The sequence below is a fragment of the Streptomyces sp. WAC07094 genome (assembly GCF_036320405.1).
Lineage (GTDB): Bacteria > Actinomycetota > Actinomycetes > Streptomycetales > Streptomycetaceae > Streptomyces > Streptomyces lannensis.
This window is the reverse complement of record NZ_JAVMJZ010000004.1, coordinates 285,812-304,511: the sequence shown is the minus strand read 5'-3', so window position 1 is coordinate 304,511 and position 18,700 is coordinate 285,812. Positions and strand designations below refer to the sequence as shown.

Sequence of the window (18,700 nt, the reverse complement as noted above, 5' to 3'; positions counted from 1 at the left end):
GCTACCCAACGTCGCTTACGGTCACTTACGGGTGAGGTTACCCACGTTGGGTACCCAGTCGGACCTTTCTGCCGGGATCCCGCGATCGCAATGCTCTGAGCATGGCGAACGAACAGATGACTGCTGCTGCCGACGAGGTGTCGCCCGGCGGTTCGGGACCGGTGCGCGCTCACCGTGAAGGGATGCAGGCCCCGGTCTACACGGTCGAGCGGGCCGGCGCGGTCCTCCCGGCCGTACACACCGACGCTCTGGAGCCCAACGCCGAGAGCAGCGCGCAACACGATCGCCTCCATCCCTGCCGGGGTCGGGAGGCGACGGCCGTCACCACCGAACGCTCCCACGCCCAGCACAGCGGGGACACCTGCGAGCCGGTGGACATCGCCAAGGTGATCGGCGCAGCACATCGGGCGGAGCAACTCGCGACCACAGACCCCACATCCAGTCCGGCCCGGGCCGTTGCCGCCGAGCTGAACGGCTATCTGCTGGCCTTGCTTGCAGCGGCGGAACACCGGCTGAGCCGCATGAGGAGCGGCACCCCGGCCGCCTCGCGGGCGCGTGAGGTCCTGGCCGACACCGTCAGGCACGCCAGATCGGTGCACCTGGCCGAAGAAGGCGGCGAACTGACCAACCCCACCGCACGACTCCACCTCCTGGCGGGAGCCTGCCGGCTACTGCACCACAACCTCGAAACCAGCTGGTAGCCCATCGACACTCCTGCACTTTCGACCTACCTCCCCCTGGCCGCCCAGCGTGCCCAGGGATTCAAGCGGGGTGGCCCCGCACCCACCCGCGCATCCTCACCGCGGCCCCTAAGGGCGCGGGGCCCGCCCTCCCCCACATCCGAGGACACACCTGTGGCGAAAACATCGAAAACAACACAGCCCACCCGATTCGAGCGATGGCGAGCCCGCCGACCCAACCGCTCCCGCATCATCGAGATCGCCGCCATCCCCGTGCTGATCGGTGGCGTCGTAATCGCGTTCGCAGCCTTGCTCTGGCAGCTCGCCACCGGAAACTAGGAGCGTACGAGGCGCTGACCGGTGTGGAGATGTGTCTCGCCTGCGACCAGCCGATCCGAGACCGTGAGGACTCGATGCCCTACGGGCACGTCAGTGCCTCCGGTGGAGCCGCCTGCGCGGGCCGCGTCCACACCCGGTGCGCCCACGTGCTGCGCCACCGCTGACGAAAACCCCCGCACCCCGGAGAACACAGCCCAGAACCCCCGGACGCGCTGCTGCGGGGCGGCGCTGTCCCCACGGCCCCCCACACGCCCGCCTCAGGCCTCCTCCCGGGCAGGTCGAGCCTGAGGCGGGCACCCCGCACCCTTCACACACCCTCACCACGATAGGAACCGCCCCATGAGCGCCAGCACAGCCAGCGCAGCCAACCCGGCCACGAGCCGGCTCGTGCCCTACATCACCAGCCGCGTCAGCGAACACCCCGACCTGCTGCTCTCCCTGCGCGTCCAACGCGGCCCCCACGGGCACCTGCAGCTGGGCTACTGGGACGAACTCACCGAGGACCGCGACCTGCGCGACGTGCTGTGGGGCCGCTGCTCCCAGACGATCGGCGCCGACGGCCTACCCACCGGGCGGCCGAGCTGGCGGATGGTCCACCCCTCCCGCCAACGCGAATGCATGCAGCAGCTGCGCTGCCAAGTCTGCGCCCTCAGTGCCCGCACCCGCCACGGCATCATCTTCCTCGCCGGACCAGACGAGGCGCGGCCTCAGGAGGCGGTGGTGCGTACTGCGCAGCCCCCGGTCTGCCTCCGGCACGCCCGTACGTCGGCGGAGCAGTGCCCGCACCTCGACGGCAGGCCGACCGTGTTCCTCGCACAGAGCGCACCGCTGTACGGAGTGATCGGCACCCCCTACCAATACAGCGACGACGGGCTCCAGGCGATATCCGCCACCGACGAGGCACTCCCCTACGGACATCCCGACCTACGCTGGTTCCTCGCATCACAGATGGTGCGCAGGCTCCGCGCCTACACCGTCATCACCCTCGACGACCTCCCCGACCACTGACCGCGCAACTGCCTCGAGCCCCCGCACCGTTGCCCTGGCAGCCACCGGCAGGACACAGGGAGCGGGCCCCAACCCCGGTGCCGGGCCAGTCCCACTCCCCCACCCGGCCCGGCCCAGCACCGGGACTCTCCCATCCGTCGGCCGGCAACACGCACGAACCCGATGCGATGCGGCAGTTCGCCGACCGGTATGGCTTCCCACACCACGCATATACGACAACATGTCGCCCGCGATCGCCGGGGCACCGAGCCCCTGCCCGCCCCCCACGCAGGTCGCGTGCACCAGTCAAGTCATCCCTCGCCATGCTTCCTCGTCGGTCTCGGAGCCGTCCTCGCTGACTCCAGGGCTGACTGCCATCCCGAACACGTAAGGGGCTTGCGCAGTCTGCGGGGAGGATTTGTAAAGTGTTCAACCTGCCCGGACCGTGGTGCGTCCGGATGCATCGTTGTGGGGGGATCGTCGCGTGAGTCAACATCAGCCCGGACCGTGGGCTGTCCGTCCGCCTGAGCCTGTCCGTATGCCCGATATCCGCCCGTTGTACAAGCGCAAGCGCGTGTGGGGCGGCGCCTTCGTACTGCTGGCAGTCGGTGCCGCGTTCGGGAGTAGTGATCCCAGCGCGGCCAGTCCCGCCCCGCGTCCTACGGTCACCATGACCGCGACCGCCACGAAGACCCCGGCACCGGCTCCGACGGTCACCGTAACGAAGTCGCCAGCACCTGCCCCGACCATCACTGTGACCAAGACGGCCAAGCCCGCGCCGTCGCCCACGCACCGGTCAAGTGCAGGCTCCTCGGGGGGCAGTAGCGATTCGACGTCGGGTGGCTCGTCGAGCTCCGGCGGCGGGACGTCCCACCCGGCCGGGGCCACTGCCTTGTGCAACGACGGCACGTACAGCTACGCCGCCCATCACCAGGGAGCCTGCTCCCATCACGGCGGTGTCGCCGTCTTCTACAGGTAGCCGACGCCGCGGCGCAACTGCCGGGCAACGGCGCTGCGGCTGTGGTCGGGCGACATGGTGCAACGCTGGGGGAAGACGCGTCGGCTCGCACGTCATCTCGGGTTGCGTCGGTCGAGCATGGTGCGGGCCGGCAGGAGCGCGGCTGCGGAGCCTCATCGTCGCCGAGGACAGTGTCGCTCGCTCGGGAAAGGCAAGGACGGAGAGAAGACATGGCTTTCGGATTTCGTGTGGGTGTGCCCGGGATGAGCGTGCGGGTCTCAACCCGCGGCGTGCGCGCTTCCATGGGACCCCGCGCGGCGCGCATCAGCATGGGCAGCGGCGGCACCCGGCTGACCTCCGGAGTGGGCCCGTTCTACGCCTCCAGTTCCCTGGGCCAAGGGCGCCGGCGCACCAGCACGAGCCGTACGACCCGCTCACGGTCCGTCGCCCCGTCAGCGGCGCAGCTGGAGCGTGCCCGAAGGCAGGCCCAGCGGGCGCAGCAGGAGGCGGAACGCGATGCGGCAATCAGCCAGTTGCAGGAGCTGCGGCGGCAGACGACCAGTGTCCACCTGCAGTCCTTCACGCCTGCCCGGCCCCCGGTGGTGCCCGGGCCTCCACAACTGGGCCTGGCCTGGGCCCTGGCAGAAGGCCAGGCCCACCACCTGGCAGGACTGGGGGTCTTCGCCCGCACCGAACGGGCGGGCGCCAAGCGCAGAGCCGAGGAAGACGCCCCGGCCTACCTGGCTGCCGAACAGGCCCGCCTGCACGCCGTCCACAGCCGGTTGGCCACCGAGGCCGATCAGTGGTGGCAGGCCCTGCTCACCAACGACGAGGACACCGTGTGCGAGGCGGTCAACTACGCCTTCTCCGACAACCCCGCCGCGGGCTGCGCAGTAGGAGTGGACGGGCCGGTGCTGTCCGTGGTGATGCGGCAACAGGACATCGACACGCTGCCCGACCAGATCCCCGGAATCACCTCCAGCGGGCGGCCCACGCTCAAGGCCCTCAGCAAGCGGGACCGCACCCTGTGGTGGCTCACCTCCATGGGGTCGAACATCATTGCCACACTCAAGGAGGCATTCGCCGTCGCGCCCGGGATCACCGCCATCGACCTGGCCGTGCTCACGCGCTTGCCGGACACCCAGCGTCTGGGGTTCGTGGCCTACGGCCGCTGGACCCGCCAGGCCATCGAAGCCAGCCCCTGGCGGGAGACGGCCGACGCACTGCGGTTCCTCGACATCGGGCAGGACGTCGCCTGCTCGGTCACCACAACCGCCTCCGGAAACCTATCCAGCACCATCAAACCCCTGGACACCAGCCGACTGCCCGGCCTGCAAAGCCTCCTCGACCACGCCCAGGACGACACTGGATCCGACGATGCGACCCTGGCCGACCTCGACGCAGACCTGCGCGCCAACGCCCCCACCGCACCCTCTACTCCCCCGCCGGATCACTACCGGATCCGCCCCTTTGCCGAGTGGAAGAGCCAGACCACTCCCAGGACGCCGCCGTCCGCTCCCACAGCGCCCACCCACGCTCCCGCGCCGCCGAGCCGTGCTGCTGCGACCGCGCTTGCGCCGGGGCAGAACCTGGTCCTGCCCGAAGAAGCCTGGCAGGGGCTGCTCATCGCCTTCAGTTTCGCCGGCGCCGACGCCGACCTCACCCTCTTCCTGACCGACACCCACGGCCAGGTCACCTGCGATGAGGACTTCGTCTTCTACCACCAGCCCTCCACCGCCCAGGGCGCCGCTCGCCTGCTGGGCAAGCAGACCGACGGCCCGCACACCGTCGAACGCGCAGCCCTCCACCCAGCCGCCCTGCCCGCCCACGTCCAGCGCGTCACGATCGCCATCAACATGGACGTCGACACCGGCCTGACCTGCGGCGCCCTCACCCACGCAGCCCTGTACATGGACTGCGCCGCCGGGGCCGCCTGGACCTTTAACCCGCCCACCGACCCCGACATCCGCGCCATGGTCATCGCCGAGCTGTACCGGCACACCACCAACGGCCTGCCCATCTGGAAACTCCGCGCCATCGGCCAAGGCTGGGCCGACGGCCTCGACGGACTCGCCCGAGCCCACGGCGTCAACGTCGAATGACCCGCCGACAAAACCGGCGTGGTGAGCTGCACCAACAGCCGTTCCCGGACGATGAGCTCGCCAGCATCGTGTGGGCAGCATCGCAACCGGCGCTGGCAGTGTGACATCGGCACCGTGCTTTGTTGTCGGCCACAGCAGCCACCTGGGCGCGGCGCCAGGTACTCTCGAACACCTCGTCAAACGCGGCCCGACGGGCTTCCGCTCCACCCCGGTGGAGTCTTTGAAGGACACGCCCCCACCCGCACGAGTCACTTCGTGCTGCCTGGGGGAAGTCCTTGCTGTTCCGCGCGTCTGCTCAATCGGTCGCCGCCATGGGGTTCGACGGTTCGCTCTACCTCCACCTGACTGAGCAGTTCGTCCACATGCACGGCTATCGGCCCAGCACCTCGGAGGCTCGCTCCTGGGAGCGCAGCATCCCCGCTTTGGCCAACGCGCTCAACGACGCGGGCCTCGGGGCGGTAGAGGTCATGCTGGAGTACGCGCTCCCATTGAACAGCAAGCGGGCCGACGCCATCTTGGCCGGGGTGCACCCGGTCACGGGCGACCCGTCCTACGTCGTGGTCGAATTGAAGCAGTGGAGCCAGGCCGAGCCGGACGAGGATGACCCGGAGTTGTGCAGGGTTGACGCCTATGCGCACGCGGTCCTTAATCCGATTGAGCAGGTACGCCGCTACTGCGAGTACCTCGTGAACTTCAACGGTGCGGTGGCCGGGCATCCCGAGCGAGTCCACGGTGTGGCCTATCTGCACAACGCCACCGAGTTCGGCGTGAGCGGTCTGCGCGCCGTCGAGACCGGCGAGCGCGGGCAGTTGTTCACCGCTGAGGGGCGCGGCGAGTTCCTCGACTACCTGCGGGCCCGGCTCAGCAGTCGGCAGCCGGGCGCCCGTGCCGCCGACCAACTGCTGGCCGCGAAGACGGTGCCGTCGAAGCAGCTGATGGCGGTCGCGGCGCAAGAGGTGCGGGAGCGCGAGCAATTCGTGCTGCTGGACGAGCAGCAGGTCGCCTACCGCATGGTGCTGAACGCGGTGCGCCGGGCGAAGGCCTCCGACCATAAGGAGGTCGTGGTCGTCACCGGTGGCCCCGGGACCGGCAAGAGCGTGATCGCGCTGTCCCTGCTCGGCGAGCTGTACCGGCAGGGGGTGCCGGCCCTGCACGCCACCGGATCTCAGTCGTTCACCAAGACGATGCGCAAGGTAGCCGGCAGCCGCAAGCGCCAGGTGCAGGACCTGTTCAAGTACTTCAACAGCTTCATGACGGCAGAGAAGAACACGCTCGACGTCCTGATCTGCGATGAGGCCCACCGCATCCGCGAGACCTCCGCCAACCGCTACACGCCGGCCAACCGTCGCACTGGCAGGCGGCAGATCGACGAGCTCATCGATGTCGCCCGCGTCCCCGTCTTCCTGCTGGACGAGCACCAGGTCGTTCGGCCCGGCGAGATGGGCACCGTTGAGGAAATCAAGGCAGCCGCAGCAGCCAAGGGCCTCGACTGCCACGTGGTGCCGCTGGAGAGCCAGTTCCGCTGCGGCGGCAGCGACGCATACCTGCGCTGGGTAGTGCGCCTGCTGGGCCTCGAGCCCGGGGGGCCTCTCGTGTGGGAGCCCGACGACCGGATGCGGCTGCTGGTTGCCGACAGCCCGCAGGAGATGGAGGCGTTCCTCCAGGCGCGCCGCGCCGAGGGCTACGGCGCGCGCATGTCGGCCGGATACTGCTGGCGCTGGTCACCGGAGCCCAAACCGGGCGAGCCGCTTGCGGCTGATGTCGTGATCGGCGACTGGGCCCGGCCGTGGAACCTGCGCGGAGAGCGCTCGGTCTCTGGCGCTCCCCCGGCCGCACTGTGGGCCACCGACCCGGCCGGCTTCGGGCAAATCGGCTGCGTCTACACCGCCCAGGGCTTCGAGTACGACTGGTCCGGCGTCATCATCGGCCCCGACCTCCTGTGGCGCGACGGCCGCTGGACCACCGACCGCACCGCGTCCAAGGACCCCGTGTTCAAGAAGGCGACGCCGGACGCCGACGTCGACCGCCTGATCCGCAACACCTACAAGGTGCTGCTGACCCGGGGCATGGTCGGCACCGTCGTGTGCTCCACTGACCCCCAAACCCAGGAAAGGCTGCGCCAACTGGTCGGCGCTCACCTGGACGCAGAGCCCGCCACCGTCGTAGGCCCGGCAGGAGCCCCGGGTCGACGGTAGCTACTCATGCGGGTTGGTTCTCAGGTTCTCCTCGAAGGCAATGAGGTCGTCCACGGCGGCGACGAAACCTGGCTCGAAGTCCCCGTAGGAATGACCCCTGACAGTCTGCCAACGGGCCCTGTTGGCAGGGACGGCCAGGAACCGGCGGAGCGAGTCGCCGTGAATCTTCATGTGGCGAGCCATGCTTGCGAAATCCCCGCGGTGAATGCGTCCGTGAACCTCTTGGAACCCATCGAGAAGGATGCTCATGTAGACCAGTGCTCGTGCTTCCCTGATGTCCGTGGCGGGGTCGATGCCGTGTACGTCGATGAGCAGCTCCGGGTACTGGAGGGCTGCTTGGTTGGCGGTGAAGAGATTCTGCATGATCGCGGCCCGGCCGGCGGACTTGGCGGTCTTCAGGCTTGCCCACGCCACATACGAACTGAAGATCGATATCAGCAGAGCCACGCCTGTCACGATCAGAGAAAGGACGTTGTCCACTCGAGTCTCCTGGTGCGGATTCTTGAACAGCTCGGCCTTCGGCGGGCCGAGATCCATTCACGGTGGGAGGCCCGTCGGTGAGTGCGGCGGGCGATATCGGCGGGTGGGCTGCTGTCAGCGAACGCTGCAACCCGAGCAGCTGACAGCGGGGCGGTGCAGGGGCACTGCGGTCGTGTCAGGCGTCAGCCAAGCCTTGATCCCCGTCACGCAGGACTGCTGAGCAGGGGTGCCTGCGGGCCAGCGAAAGGGATGAAGCCGGCTGCCGGGTGGTCGATGGGCAGGTCGGGACGCCAGGCGGTCAGGACCTGCGCGCTGCACTCGAAGAGGCCCGGTGGTAGGGATTCCAGGGGCCAGTAGCGCCAGGCGCCCACGCTCTCGCCGCTCTGGTCGGCCGGCTCGCCGCTCCAGGCGGTGACGTGGGCGGCGATGGTGATGCGGACGACCTCGCCGACATGGTCGTGGAGCGCGCCCAGCAGGCGCACGTCGGCCGGGCGGGCCATCAGGCCGGTTTCCTCGCGCAGTTCGCGCACGACCGCCTCGGGCAGGGACTCGCCCGGCTCCACGGTCCCGCCGGGCAGTTCCCATGTGCCCCGGCGGTGGCGACCCAGTAGCAGGCCGCGCGGGCCGTGGAGGAGGGCGCCGACGCCGAGTGCCGCGTGCGGGGCGGGCGGCGTCGTGGTCCGCGGGCGGGAGGGGATGCGTGCGGGCCGCTTGACCTGGAAGAGTCGGTAGGAGGCGTGGTTGGCCTTCTCGGGCGCGTCAAGGGCGCTGATGTCCTCCACATGCAGCCCGTACCGTTCGAGCAGGCCCTGCCACAGGTTGGGGGTGAGCACCCACATCTGCACGGTCAGTTCCCCGCCGCCGGCCAGGTGCAGGGTCTCCGGCCGCGGTTTGATGGCCATGGCGGGGCCGTCGCCGTGGGAGTTGGTGTGCAATGTGGTGAAGCACAGCCTTCCGCCGGGCTTCAGTGCCGCAGCCAGAGCGGGCAGCAGCCGGTTGGGGTCGAGGTAGGGGAAGGCGTGGAGGGAGTAGATCACGTCGTAGGGTGCGGCCGTGTGCAGGTGCTCGACGGCATCGGCCGCCACCAATTGGAGGCCGGGCACATCGGCGTAGCGGGCGCGGGCGCGTTCGATCTGGCTGGGCGAGGCGTCGACCGCATCCACCATCGCCCCGTAGCAGCGTGCGAGGTGAGCCGCATGCCGGCCCGGACCGCAGCCGAGATCCAACACGCGGCGGCCCGCCAGGTCACCGAGGACGGCGTCTCCCGGCCCGGTGCCGCCCGGCCCCCAGTCGATCCGGTCCACCTCCGCCAGGGGGGTGGCGCGCTGGATGTGGTGCCTGCCGTAGGCCGACCACACCTCGGCATTGATCGATTCCGCGCTCACGTGGTCTCCTGAGGACGTCACGGCTGTGCAGCAGGCAGGTTCAGGCTGCATCGGGCAGTCGTGGCCGCGTTGGGTGTTTGGGCCGGAATCTTCAAAGGCGGCGGACGCGGACCGGGCGCCTCTGGTGGTCCCGCGGTGCAGCCGGCGCCTTAACCCAGCCATCCGGCAAGGGCGTGGGCGAGCGCCTGGCCTCCTTGCTGCACCACGGTTCCCGCCACCAGGGCCGGGAGTGCTTGTACGGCCCGGCGCAGTGTCCCCTCCGCCTGCGCGTCGGGCGCCGTCAGCGAGGTGTCGATGGAGTCTGCCATGGCGCGAAGCACCTGTGCGTCCTGCAGGCCCGCCCCGTTGCGATCCACCTCGGTTCGGAACGCGGCAAGGAGGTCTCGCACGGTTTCGAGGTCGACGGTGGAGCCCTCGACAAAGGAGGACTGGTGGACGTGTGAGATGTTCTGTCCCACCACGTTATGCACGGGAGCGTTATTGTTACCGCCGATGCTGATACCGGAGCCGTGCCCCTGCTCCGGTTCGGGGCGGCGTCGTCCCACGACCATCAACTTGCTCCCTTTTCTGATGTGTTGCTCTGCCCAACATTGCTGATGCCGTGGCCGGAGATGTTCTGGATGGGCGCGTTGTTGTCGCCGTAGACCTGGATATTGGTGATGACCGCGGCCACCTGGCGCTCGTACGGAGCGGTGTCGACGCCCCTCTCGTCGAGGTACTCGGAGACCGTCCGGAAGATGCAGGTCTCCATCAACACGACGTGTCGCTTGGCGTCGTCGCTCTGGTGCATGTCGGTGACCTCTTCGGTGGAATACCGGTCGCGAAGGCTGACGGGATCCTTTTCCTCAGTACGACCGTCGTCTGCCTGCTCACCGAGTCCAAGTCGGGTCGCCAACCGCCACAACGTAAGCGGTGCGTTGACGGCATCCAGCAGCGCCTGCACCGCCACCCAGCCCAGCAATCGCGTCCCACGCTTGGCGACGGGTGTGTCGGTTACCCGCAGTTCGTTGTGGAGAGGCGTCATCACATGGGGGCGCACGGTCAGCCGCAGCTCACGGGCCTCTAGAGCGGCGTGCACGAACACGTTGACCACGACTTGGCCGTCCCAGCTGATGCACTGCGCGCGCAGATACAGCCGGACGGGCACGCTGGACGGCGATCGGCGGCCTCGACCACGCAAGTCCGGCGTCTCCAGCTTCGCCGCGCGGGTGCGTTGCAGCCACAACGCGGACGGCAGGCCATGGACCTGCACAACGGAAAAGCCGGGCAACGGATCGGTGATCTCTCGTGCGCCACGCCCCAGTTCCCTGAGGGCGGTACCCAGCCGCCGTAGCAGTTCCTCCTCGCCGAAGGTCTTGACCGACTCCTCCGGGTCCTTGGGTTTGAGCGGGATGCCAATGTCGGCCACACCCCATACGTCACGCCCGGCTCCGACGAAGCATTCCGGTTGGTCGTAGGGCAGCTCCCGCCACGTCTGTCCGCTGCTGATCCGCGCCATCCGGTGCCCGGCCGTAGCCGCCACCCACGGCAGGCGGTCGCTCGCAATACCTTCCCTGGTAATCCGGGACAGCGCTGCTCGCGCTGTAAGCCGGTCGCCCATGCAGACCAGTGTCGCTGCGACCAACAGGGCGAACGGCAACACAACCAGCCCGACACGCAAGGAAACCGCCTCGCCGTGTACCGGCTCGTACGGCACTACGGCGAGCAGCCATGGCACAGACAGAACGAGATACGGCACGCGGGGTGAGGGTGCCAGCTTTGACGTCTTCCCTTTGCGAGACGCCCGCAGCGCGGCCCACCGCATCAGGAGAGCCAGCACGACAATCCCGCCCCACACGACGGCGGCCCAAGGCACCATGTACGCCACAGCAGCGGCCAAGAGCAGCACCAGCACCCGGCGCAACCACCGCCGTCGCCGCGCGCGCAGACTGTGCGCGACCACGGGCAGGAGGTCGAATCCGTACGACGGGACGGGCACCGGCGGTCCGTGCAAGACGTGATCCACAATCCACTGCGCCATAGGCTCGCCCAGGGGCGGGCAGTCGTCGCTGCCCTCCAGGTAGATGCGTCTGCGGGTGCTGCGCCGGAGCTTGTTCGGTTTCTTGTCCTTACCTCGGATCTTGCGCCACCACACCTTGACGGCTTGAACCTGGTCAGGGCGCGCATAGACGGCTTCGCACAGCAGCCTGGTCACCTCTGACGAAGCCGACTGGACCTCGCCAGTGCGGCCGTCGTCAGAGGCGGCAGGGCCGGTCTGAACCGGCACGGCTGGCCCTTCGACCATCCCTTCCGCAGCATGTTCTCGAACACGCAGCCCCCGGCCGAAGCCCATCCCCGCCCCCCGTTCGCAGACACGGCCGGCATCCTCACGGTGAACTCGCAGAACCACCAGAGCGCAAACGCGACAATGCGCTCAACAGTCCGGGTAACGCAAGGTTTGGCCGAATACCACCCCTAGCTCCGTACCTCGCGGGTGGCGCGTTCAGTTTTCTGGCCAGCGGGGATGCGTTGGCCCTACGCCTCTGGAAACATGCTCTTGGTTTTCCAAACCCCCCGGAGGGCTCGGAACTCGCCCTACTCATCGGCATGCAAGCCGCCGGACTGGACGCCGAGGCCGCAGACCACCTCGAAACACTCATCAACGCTCCGAAAACGTCAGCCCCTCGGCGACTACGCCTGCGCCAACTGCTGGCCTGGCTCCAAGCCGGCCGACAAACGTCACAACCCGGGCGGATACCAATCCAGCGCGGAATCACCATCGGAAAGTCCACGATCGAAAGCTCATTACCCGAAACCGGCCCCCTGACTCCGACGCCAACCCTGTTGCGGCGGCCGCCCGCCGCGCTTTCAGGCCGTCAGCCTGCTGCAGGAGGGTCCGGCGTCAGCGTGCCGTTGCGGTAGGACCAGGTTTCTGTGGCATTGCCGGAGGGGCAGCAGTTGGGGTCGTCCTGCCGGTAATAGATGTCAACTGCGGCGACCTTGCCCGCGCCCATCTCTGTGATGGCCACGAAGTTCGGTGGTTCGCCGACCCGGGGCTGCCGGCTCGTGAGTGTGGCAAGCAGCGCGGCCTGACCACTGGAGCCGTCGAAGACCATGATGCCCATGGCTGTTTGCCCGGCGGCCGTCGAGTCGTGGTTCGCGCACAGGACCGGGAGTGCAGCTTCGTCGCGGCCGTCGCCCGTGACATCGCCATAGACGATCTTGTCTGTGGAGGCCCTCACGTCCTGTGCCATGTTCTCCTCCGGCCCGTCGAAGTCGGACGGCACGTTGATGGCTGTGCCGTCATGCAGGCGGATCGGCTTGTCCGACCTGCACAGCGACCCCGGGATCGCGAAAGAGGCCCAGTCCAGAGCATGCAGGTCCATCGGGGCTGCCGAGGACGGCGCCTCGGTACGCGGTGGCGGCGTCCGTGAGGCGGCCGGGAGGGGAGCCACTCCGGTCGAGGGCGTATGGAATCGGTCATGGAGCCATCGGTAGCCGAAGGCTCCAACTGCGACCGCCAGTATCCCGGCCAATAAGACCAAGAAGCCTTGCCTCAGCGGTGCTGCGCTCACTGCTGCCCCCGATCCCCTACTGTCCTTGTGCATCGATCTCGGCGAGCGGGTCAGTGACCTTCGGCTCTTCCATGGGCTGCGGTGAAAGGTTCTGGTCGATCAGGTATTTCCGTGATGCGGAGCCGGAAGCGACCTCGAACGGGGCGTTGTCCCGGTTGCTGTCGCCGACTTCCAGTTCACCTGACTGCTTGCCGCTCTTCCACTCAACGACGAGCTTGAAGCGGGCATAGTGCTCGTTGGTTACCGGGACGATGACTGCTGTCTCCGGGTCGCTGCTGGTGACCTGGTACGGAAAGCCGCTGACGCGTCGTTTGCCGTCCTCGTCCGTCCCGTCCTTGAACTTCAGCCGCGGTTGCCGGGCGTCCAGGTCCACGAGGAAACGGCTCATGTTAGTGCCGCCGCATCCTCCTTCTGTCCGAAGGCGTAACCCCTTCGGGGCTTCCTGGACCGAGACCGGCTTCACGGTGACCCGTTCGATGACGACCGCCTGCGATGACTTGCCCTGGATCAGCAGGTTCACGATCGTGTAGTTGGCCGGCTTCGCTTCATAGCGGGCGTCGAAGGTGGACTTCTTGTAGTAGTCGGGGTCGCTTCCGCTCCACCGCTTGCCGAACTCCTGTTTCACGGCCGACAGCGTGGGAGGCTTCAGAAAGACCATCCCCGAGCCGCCCTCACAGGGATCCCACGCATCCGCAACCGATGCATCGGCGGTCAGGGGCATGTCCTCGTCCGGTGCCGGCGAGATGAACCAGCTCTTTACCTCGTCCACGACCGCAGAGAAGACGCCTTGTGCCTCGCCGCTGACGCCCGCCGCCAATCCAGCGGCCACCGCGGCAGCCACCCACGTCTTCATCCGCCGGGCATGCCCGGCCTGCGCCTGCTCCCCGCTGTCCTCCCCCTCGGACTGATCCGCGCTGTCCGACGTCGTCTCCGCCATCCTCAACCCCCCATGAGCCTGCAGAGACCACAGTGTGGCCCCAACCTCCCCGGCGTGCTCGGCGCTTGCTGAAGCTGTGACCTGCACGAGGCATCTACATGCGGAACCACAGCTTCAAGCATCACAACAGACGGCAAGAAGGCAAGAAAAGCGCTATCGCAGTGGCGCCTCGGTTTCCGGTGCGGGCATGGGGTCAAGTAGTTCCGCTGCATGCTGGCGGACTACGCCGTATTGATCGTCGGTCAGACGTACGAGCGCGTCGCGAGCTACGCGATCGCCCGGCCACACCCGCGCCAGGGCGGAGGCGGCAGCCCGTCGGACGTCCGCGTTCTGATCGGCAGCCAGGCGCAATACGGCGCCACGGATATCGAGGTCGTCGGCCCAACCTCGCTCCAGCGCACCGGCGACGGCCCAGCGGACGTCCGCGTTGTGGTCGGTAGCAAGACGCAGCACAGCGTCCCGTACCTCAAAAGGGCCCGGCCAACCGCTCGCGAGCCCGGCAGCCGCCTTGCCTCGTACGTCCGCGTCCAGAGCTTCGGTCAACCGCAAGACAGCCTCCTGTGCCACGGAATCACCAGGCCACCCCTGTGCCAGGGCGGAGGCGGCAGCCCCCCGGATCGCCGGAGCACCCGCCAGACGGAGGACAACTTCCAGGGCCGTGGAATCGCCCGGCCACCCCTGCGCCAATGCGGAGGCAACGGAGTTGCGGATGTCCGTGCTCTGATCCGCAGCCAGCCGCACGACCGCATCGCGGGCGCCGGGATCGCCCGGCCACCCCTTCGCCAGCCCGTCGACGGCGGTGTCGCGAACGTCCGCGCTCTGATCCGCTGCCAGACGCAGGAGCGCATCCCGGGCGATGGCATCGCCCGGCCAGCCCTGCGGCAATGCGGAGGCCGCGTAGCGACGGACGTCTGCGCTCTGATCCGTAGCCGCATGTACGACTGCGTCCCGAGCCACGGAATCACGCGGCCATCCCGTCGCCAGTTGCCCGACAGCAACCTCGCGGACGTCAGCACTCTGATCCGCAGCCAGCCGCACGAGCGCCTCACGTACCTCAACGTGGTCTGGCCGGCTCTGGGCCACATCCTTGGGTGCGGTCCTGGCTGCGTTGGGCAGTCCACGGGCGATGTCCCGTGTGGCAAAGGGCCCCGGCCATCCGTGCGCCAGGGCGTAGACGACGGAGCGGCGTACGTCCAGGTTCTGATCGGTTGCCAGGCGCATGACCGCGTCGCAGGCGATGGAATCGTCCGGCCAGCCCTTCGCCAGTCCGTAGACGGCAGTGTCGCGGACGTCCGCGCTTTGATCCTCCGTCAGACGCACGACCGCATCCCGGGCGGCAGGATCGCCTGGCCAGCCCTGCGATAGGCCTTGGGCTGCGTCTGACCTGACTGTGGCACTGGCGTCGCCGACCAGTCCTCGAACGACGTCCCGTGTTGTGAGGTCCTCCGGCCAGCCCTGGGCCAACCCGGAGGCAGCAGAGCGCCGGACTTCCGCGCTCTGATCCGCGGCCAGACGCACGACCGCATCCCGGGCGATGGCATCGCCCGGCCAGCCCTGCGCCAGCGCGGAGGCCGAGGACCGGCGAACCTTTGGTTCTTGATCGTCAGCGAGCCGCACGACCGTATCCCGGGCCGCGGGCTCGCCCGGCCACCCCTTCGCCGATGCGGAAGCGGCCGCGCGGCGGACATCCGCGCTCTGATCCGTAGCCAGCGACATGACCGCATCCCGGGCTGGAAGGTCGCCTCGCCATCCCTGCGCCAGCCCGTCGGCGGCGGCGTAGCGGACATCCGCGCTCTGATCCGCGGCCAGGCGCACGGCCGCGTTCCGGGCCATGGCGTCGCCCGGCCATCCATGGCCCAGGTGTTCGGCGACGGAACGGCGAACCGCCGACTCCCGATCGTCGGCCAGACGTGTGGCCGCGTCCCGAGCCTCGACTTCGCCCGGCCAGCCCTGCGCCAGCGCCGAGGCAGCGGAGCGGCGAACCTCCGCACTTTGATCCGCCGCCAGACGCACGACCGCATCCCGAGCGATGGCATCGCTCGGCCAGCCCTGCGCCAGCGCCGAGGCAGCGGAGCGGCGAACCTCCGCACTTTGATCCGCCGCCAGATGCACAGCCCAGTCCCGGGCGATGGGATCGCCTGGCCAGCCGTTCGCAAGCCCGTCGACAGCAGTCTCACGGACGTCCACGCTCTGATCCGCAGCCAGCCGCACGACCGTGGCATATACATCAGCATCGCCCGGCCAGCCCCGCGCCAGCCCATCAGCGACGGACCGGCGCACTGCTGATTCCTGATCGCCGGCCAGACGCAGGAGCGCGTCCCGGGCCTCGAGCTCGCCTGGCCACCCCTGTACCAGCCCACGGATGACGGACCTGCGCACCTCCGCGTTCTGATCGGTGGCCAGGCGCAGGATTGCGTCCCGGGCGGCAACATCGCCGGGCCATCCCTGCGCCAGCGCGGAGCTGGCGGACTCGCGGACATCTGCGGCGTGATCGGTGGCCAGGCGCAGGAACGCGTCCCGGCTGGCGGGATCGCCAGGCCACCCCTGCCTCAGCGTGTCAGCGGCATAGCGGCGGACGTCCTCGTTCACGTCGTCGGCCAGACGCAGGACGGTCTCGCGTACCTTGAGGTCGCCCGGCCAGCCCTGCGCCAGCGCGTCAGCGGCATAGTGGCGCACGTCCGCGTCGTGATCGGCAACCAGGCGCAGAGCCGCGTCACGTACGAGCAGGTCGCCTGGCCAACCGTAGCCGAGCGCAGAGGCGGTGTAGCGGCGAACATCCGCGCTCTGATCAGCCGTCAGGCGCAGAACGACGTCTCGAACTGCGAGGTCGCCCCGCCAACCCTTTTCCAGCGCATCAACGGCGCTGTAGCGGACGTTCGGCTCAGTATCGTCGACCAAGTGCAGCACGGCGTCACGCACCTGGATATCGCCCGGCCAGCCCTGCGCCAGCGCATTGGCGGCATCACGGCGAACATCCGCGTCGTAGTCAGCAGCCAGATGCACAACAGCGTCACGAGCTGTGCGATCACCCGGCCAGCCCTGGCTGAGAGCAGAAGGAACGGCCCGACGAACCTTGGCATTGGGATCGTCGGCCAAGCGCAGCACGGCTTCTTGAGCTTCGGCGTTGCCCGACCAACCCTCCGTGAGTGCCTCCACGGCATAGCGGCGGACGTCCGCGTCCGGGTCGTCGACCAGGCGCAGGACAGCCTCTTGCGCCTGGAGAACGTGAGACCAGTTGGTGCTCAGCCGGGTGACCGCGGCGTGACGGGCGGCTGAGTCGGTGAGGCGGGTTGACGCCAGCAGCACGGCAAGTTCGTCTTCGGGCGGGAGGAATCCCTGTCCCTGGGCGATGGCGTGGTGCAAGTCTTGAACCGTGTCTTCTGCTCGGCTGTTGACGTCCTGTGCTTTGGCCAGGGCGACTGCGATGTCGTCGAGCACCGGCTGCGTGAGCAGGTCGCGGGCAAGGAGAGGCTGAGCGGGCTGTTCAGGGCCGACATCGGTGAGGGGGAACCCGGCCGCATCGGGGTGCACGGCCAAACGCTGAACCTCAACGCGGGCCCGGCCCCAGAGGCCTTCCAGGACAACGATGCGTGCCGCAACCCGGTCGGCTTCCTGCTGTGCCGTGGACTTGTGTGTCAGCGCCTGACGGGTCTCCTCACGCACGCGGGCAAGACGCGCATGATCCGCTGTGTGCAGGGCCTGTAGCTCACGGAAGTCGTTACCCGCGATGATCTCGCGGAGCGTACTGATGATCTGCAGCAAGGTCGACATCAGCATTTCGGCGTCCCGCATGGCGTAGCGCAGCCGGGTCTCGGTGTGGCGGGCGCGCTCCAAGGTCTCAGCATGGCGGGCGAGATCGCGCTCGAGCCGCAGGACGGCGACGGTTTCCTCGGGCTGCTGCGGCTGCAGGACAGCGGAGCGAGGGCCTGGCACAGGCTCGTGCGTAGTAGTCGACGCGTCCAATGCGGCCTGCAGCAATGACCGTGCCTGGTTGCACAGGCTTTGGTGCTCTTGCAGCGTAAGACCGGCTGCTCGGCTGGTGATGCGCAGGAACTGCATGGTGAACGACAACGGTGGCTTGGGCCGGGCCTGCGCGTTGAAGATGCGGTCAATGTGCGACTTGGAAAACGCCATATCGCCCACGCGATGAGTGGAAGGCCCTCCGATCGGATCGACCTCACGCTGCACCGCCTGCTCGCGCTGGGCTGCCACCCTGAACGCCTGCTCGACGTCGCGGGAGCCCATCCCGGCGCGTTCGGCCTGTTGACGCAGGAAGTCACCAAACTCCTGCCACAGATGTGCTGCTGTCCGACCTCGGCTGCCTGCGGGCCCCACTCCTGCCTCCCCGTTGACGGTGCTGGGACGACTCATGCTGCCCCACGATGCTTGCAGCTGTCGGCTGGTTCAGCGAGGCCACCACAAGGGAGTTGTCCCCGTCGTTGTCCCCCGCCGTCCCTGGTCGTCCCAGCCGGTCCCCAGCCACGTGGGGACCGCGCTCCAAGGGGCGACTGTCTCCGCATGCCCTTTCGGCAGCAACGGACCGCTCGGTAAGGAGACTTGAAATGATCAGCGACCTCGTCGATCTCGCCGTGGCACTCGGCGACACGCGTCATCGGACAGGACAGGAGTCGGCCTTGTGGCAGCTTCTGCTTGCCGCGGTGCCGGAATTCCTCGGCGCCCTTGCCGCCGCCTTTGTCATGACGACTGCTGCGTGGATAGGGCGTCGGTTTTCTCACCGCCCGCCGACTCACCTTAAATCCGGCGGAACTCGTCCGCGCCCCACCCGGAAGTCATCGGGTGGCTGAACTGCCTGCCTCCTCCAGGGACTGCCGAGGCTCGGCAGTCCCTGGACCAGTGTCCAGGGCATACCCCGCGGTGACGGACCGATTGCTGGCTGGCGAGGGCCGCGAAGGACCATGAGTCCCGGGCCGACGATGCCGAAGACGTTGCCCTTCCACATCACGATCCTCCAGGCAGGGAAGCTGTGCAGCACGCGTCGAGGCGATCGCGTCGACGGAGGCACCGACGCCGCGGCTCGGCAACGGTCGCTTACGATGCGCCAGAGTCCCTGCTGGTACCGCAC

13 protein-coding genes are annotated in these 18,700 nt (G+C 68.4%); 6 read left to right on the top strand and 7 right to left on the bottom strand.

The window, feature by feature from the left end:
* The first annotated feature begins 101 nt into the window (after window positions 1–101).
* The 5 genes from RCR19_RS43165 to RCR19_RS43145 all read left to right on the top strand — a co-directional run bounded on the left by RCR19_RS43165 (window position 102) and on the right by RCR19_RS43145 (window position 7,261).
* Window positions 102–701 carry a hypothetical protein gene (locus tag RCR19_RS43165; protein ID WP_331270563.1) on the top strand — a complete coding sequence of 200 codons (600 nt, stop codon included), beginning with the start codon at window positions 102–104 and terminating at the stop codon, window positions 699–701.
* Window positions 702–1,358: 657 nt separating this feature from the next.
* Window positions 1,359–2,027 (top strand): hypothetical protein, encoded by a 669-nt coding sequence (locus tag RCR19_RS43160; protein WP_331270562.1) that lies wholly within the window; start codon window positions 1,359–1,361, stop codon window positions 2,025–2,027.
* A 517-nt stretch (window positions 2,028–2,544) separates the two neighbouring features.
* The gene (locus tag RCR19_RS43155; protein ID WP_331270561.1) at window positions 2,545–2,985 is read left to right on the top strand and encodes a DUF3761 domain-containing protein; all 441 of its coding nucleotides are present in this window, start codon (window positions 2,545–2,547) and stop codon (window positions 2,983–2,985) included.
* A 209-nt stretch (window positions 2,986–3,194) separates the two neighbouring features.
* Window positions 3,195–5,066 (top strand): TerD family protein, encoded by a 1,872-nt coding sequence (locus tag RCR19_RS43150; protein ID WP_331270560.1) that lies wholly within the window; start codon window positions 3,195–3,197, stop codon window positions 5,064–5,066.
* Window positions 5,067–5,341: 275 nt separating this feature from the next.
* Window positions 5,342–7,261, top strand: a complete 1,920-nt coding sequence (locus RCR19_RS43145) for a DUF2075 domain-containing protein (protein ID WP_331270559.1) — start codon at window positions 5,342–5,344, stop codon at window positions 7,259–7,261.
* Here RCR19_RS43145 and RCR19_RS43140 read toward each other — a convergent pair whose 3' ends face one another.
* The 7 genes from RCR19_RS43140 to RCR19_RS43110 form a co-directional block, all read right to left on the bottom strand.
* Window positions 7,262–7,741: a hypothetical protein gene (locus RCR19_RS43140; RefSeq protein ID WP_331270558.1), complete on the bottom strand. Its 480-nt coding sequence runs from the start codon at window positions 7,739–7,741 to the stop codon at window positions 7,262–7,264.
* A gap of 203 nt (window positions 7,742–7,944) precedes the next feature.
* Window positions 7,945–9,126: a bifunctional class I SAM-dependent methyltransferase/NUDIX hydrolase gene (locus tag RCR19_RS43135; RefSeq protein ID WP_331270557.1), complete on the bottom strand. Its 1,182-nt coding sequence runs from the start codon at window positions 9,124–9,126 to the stop codon at window positions 7,945–7,947.
* A gap of 149 nt (window positions 9,127–9,275) precedes the next feature.
* Window positions 9,276–9,677 carry a hypothetical protein gene (locus RCR19_RS43130; protein ID WP_220297212.1) on the bottom strand — a complete coding sequence of 134 codons (402 nt, stop codon included), beginning with the start codon at window positions 9,675–9,677 and terminating at the stop codon, window positions 9,276–9,278.
* On the bottom strand, window positions 9,677–11,392 hold the full coding sequence (locus tag RCR19_RS43125) for a hypothetical protein (protein ID WP_331270556.1): 1,716 nt from the start codon (window positions 11,390–11,392) through the stop codon (window positions 9,677–9,679). The genes RCR19_RS43130 and RCR19_RS43125 overlap by 1 nt, the downstream gene beginning before the upstream one ends.
* A gap of 589 nt (window positions 11,393–11,981) precedes the next feature.
* Entirely contained in the window at window positions 11,982–12,491 is a 510-nt protein-coding gene (locus RCR19_RS43120; RefSeq protein ID WP_331270555.1) for a hypothetical protein, read from the bottom strand.
* A gap of 205 nt (window positions 12,492–12,696) precedes the next feature.
* A complete protein-coding gene (locus RCR19_RS43115) occupies window positions 12,697–13,617 on the bottom strand; it encodes a hypothetical protein (RefSeq protein WP_331270554.1) in 921 nt (306 codons plus the stop codon).
* Between the two features lie 153 nt (window positions 13,618–13,770).
* Window positions 13,771–17,988: a HEAT repeat domain-containing protein gene (locus RCR19_RS43110; protein WP_331270553.1), complete on the bottom strand. Its 4,218-nt coding sequence runs from the start codon at window positions 17,986–17,988 to the stop codon at window positions 13,771–13,773.
* Between the two features lie 191 nt (window positions 17,989–18,179).
* Here RCR19_RS43110 and RCR19_RS43105 point away from each other — a divergent pair, with 191 nt between their 5' ends.
* The gene (locus RCR19_RS43105; protein WP_331270552.1) at window positions 18,180–18,422 is read left to right on the top strand and encodes a hypothetical protein; all 243 of its coding nucleotides are present in this window, start codon (window positions 18,180–18,182) and stop codon (window positions 18,420–18,422) included.
* Window positions 18,423–18,700: the final 278 nt, after the last annotated feature.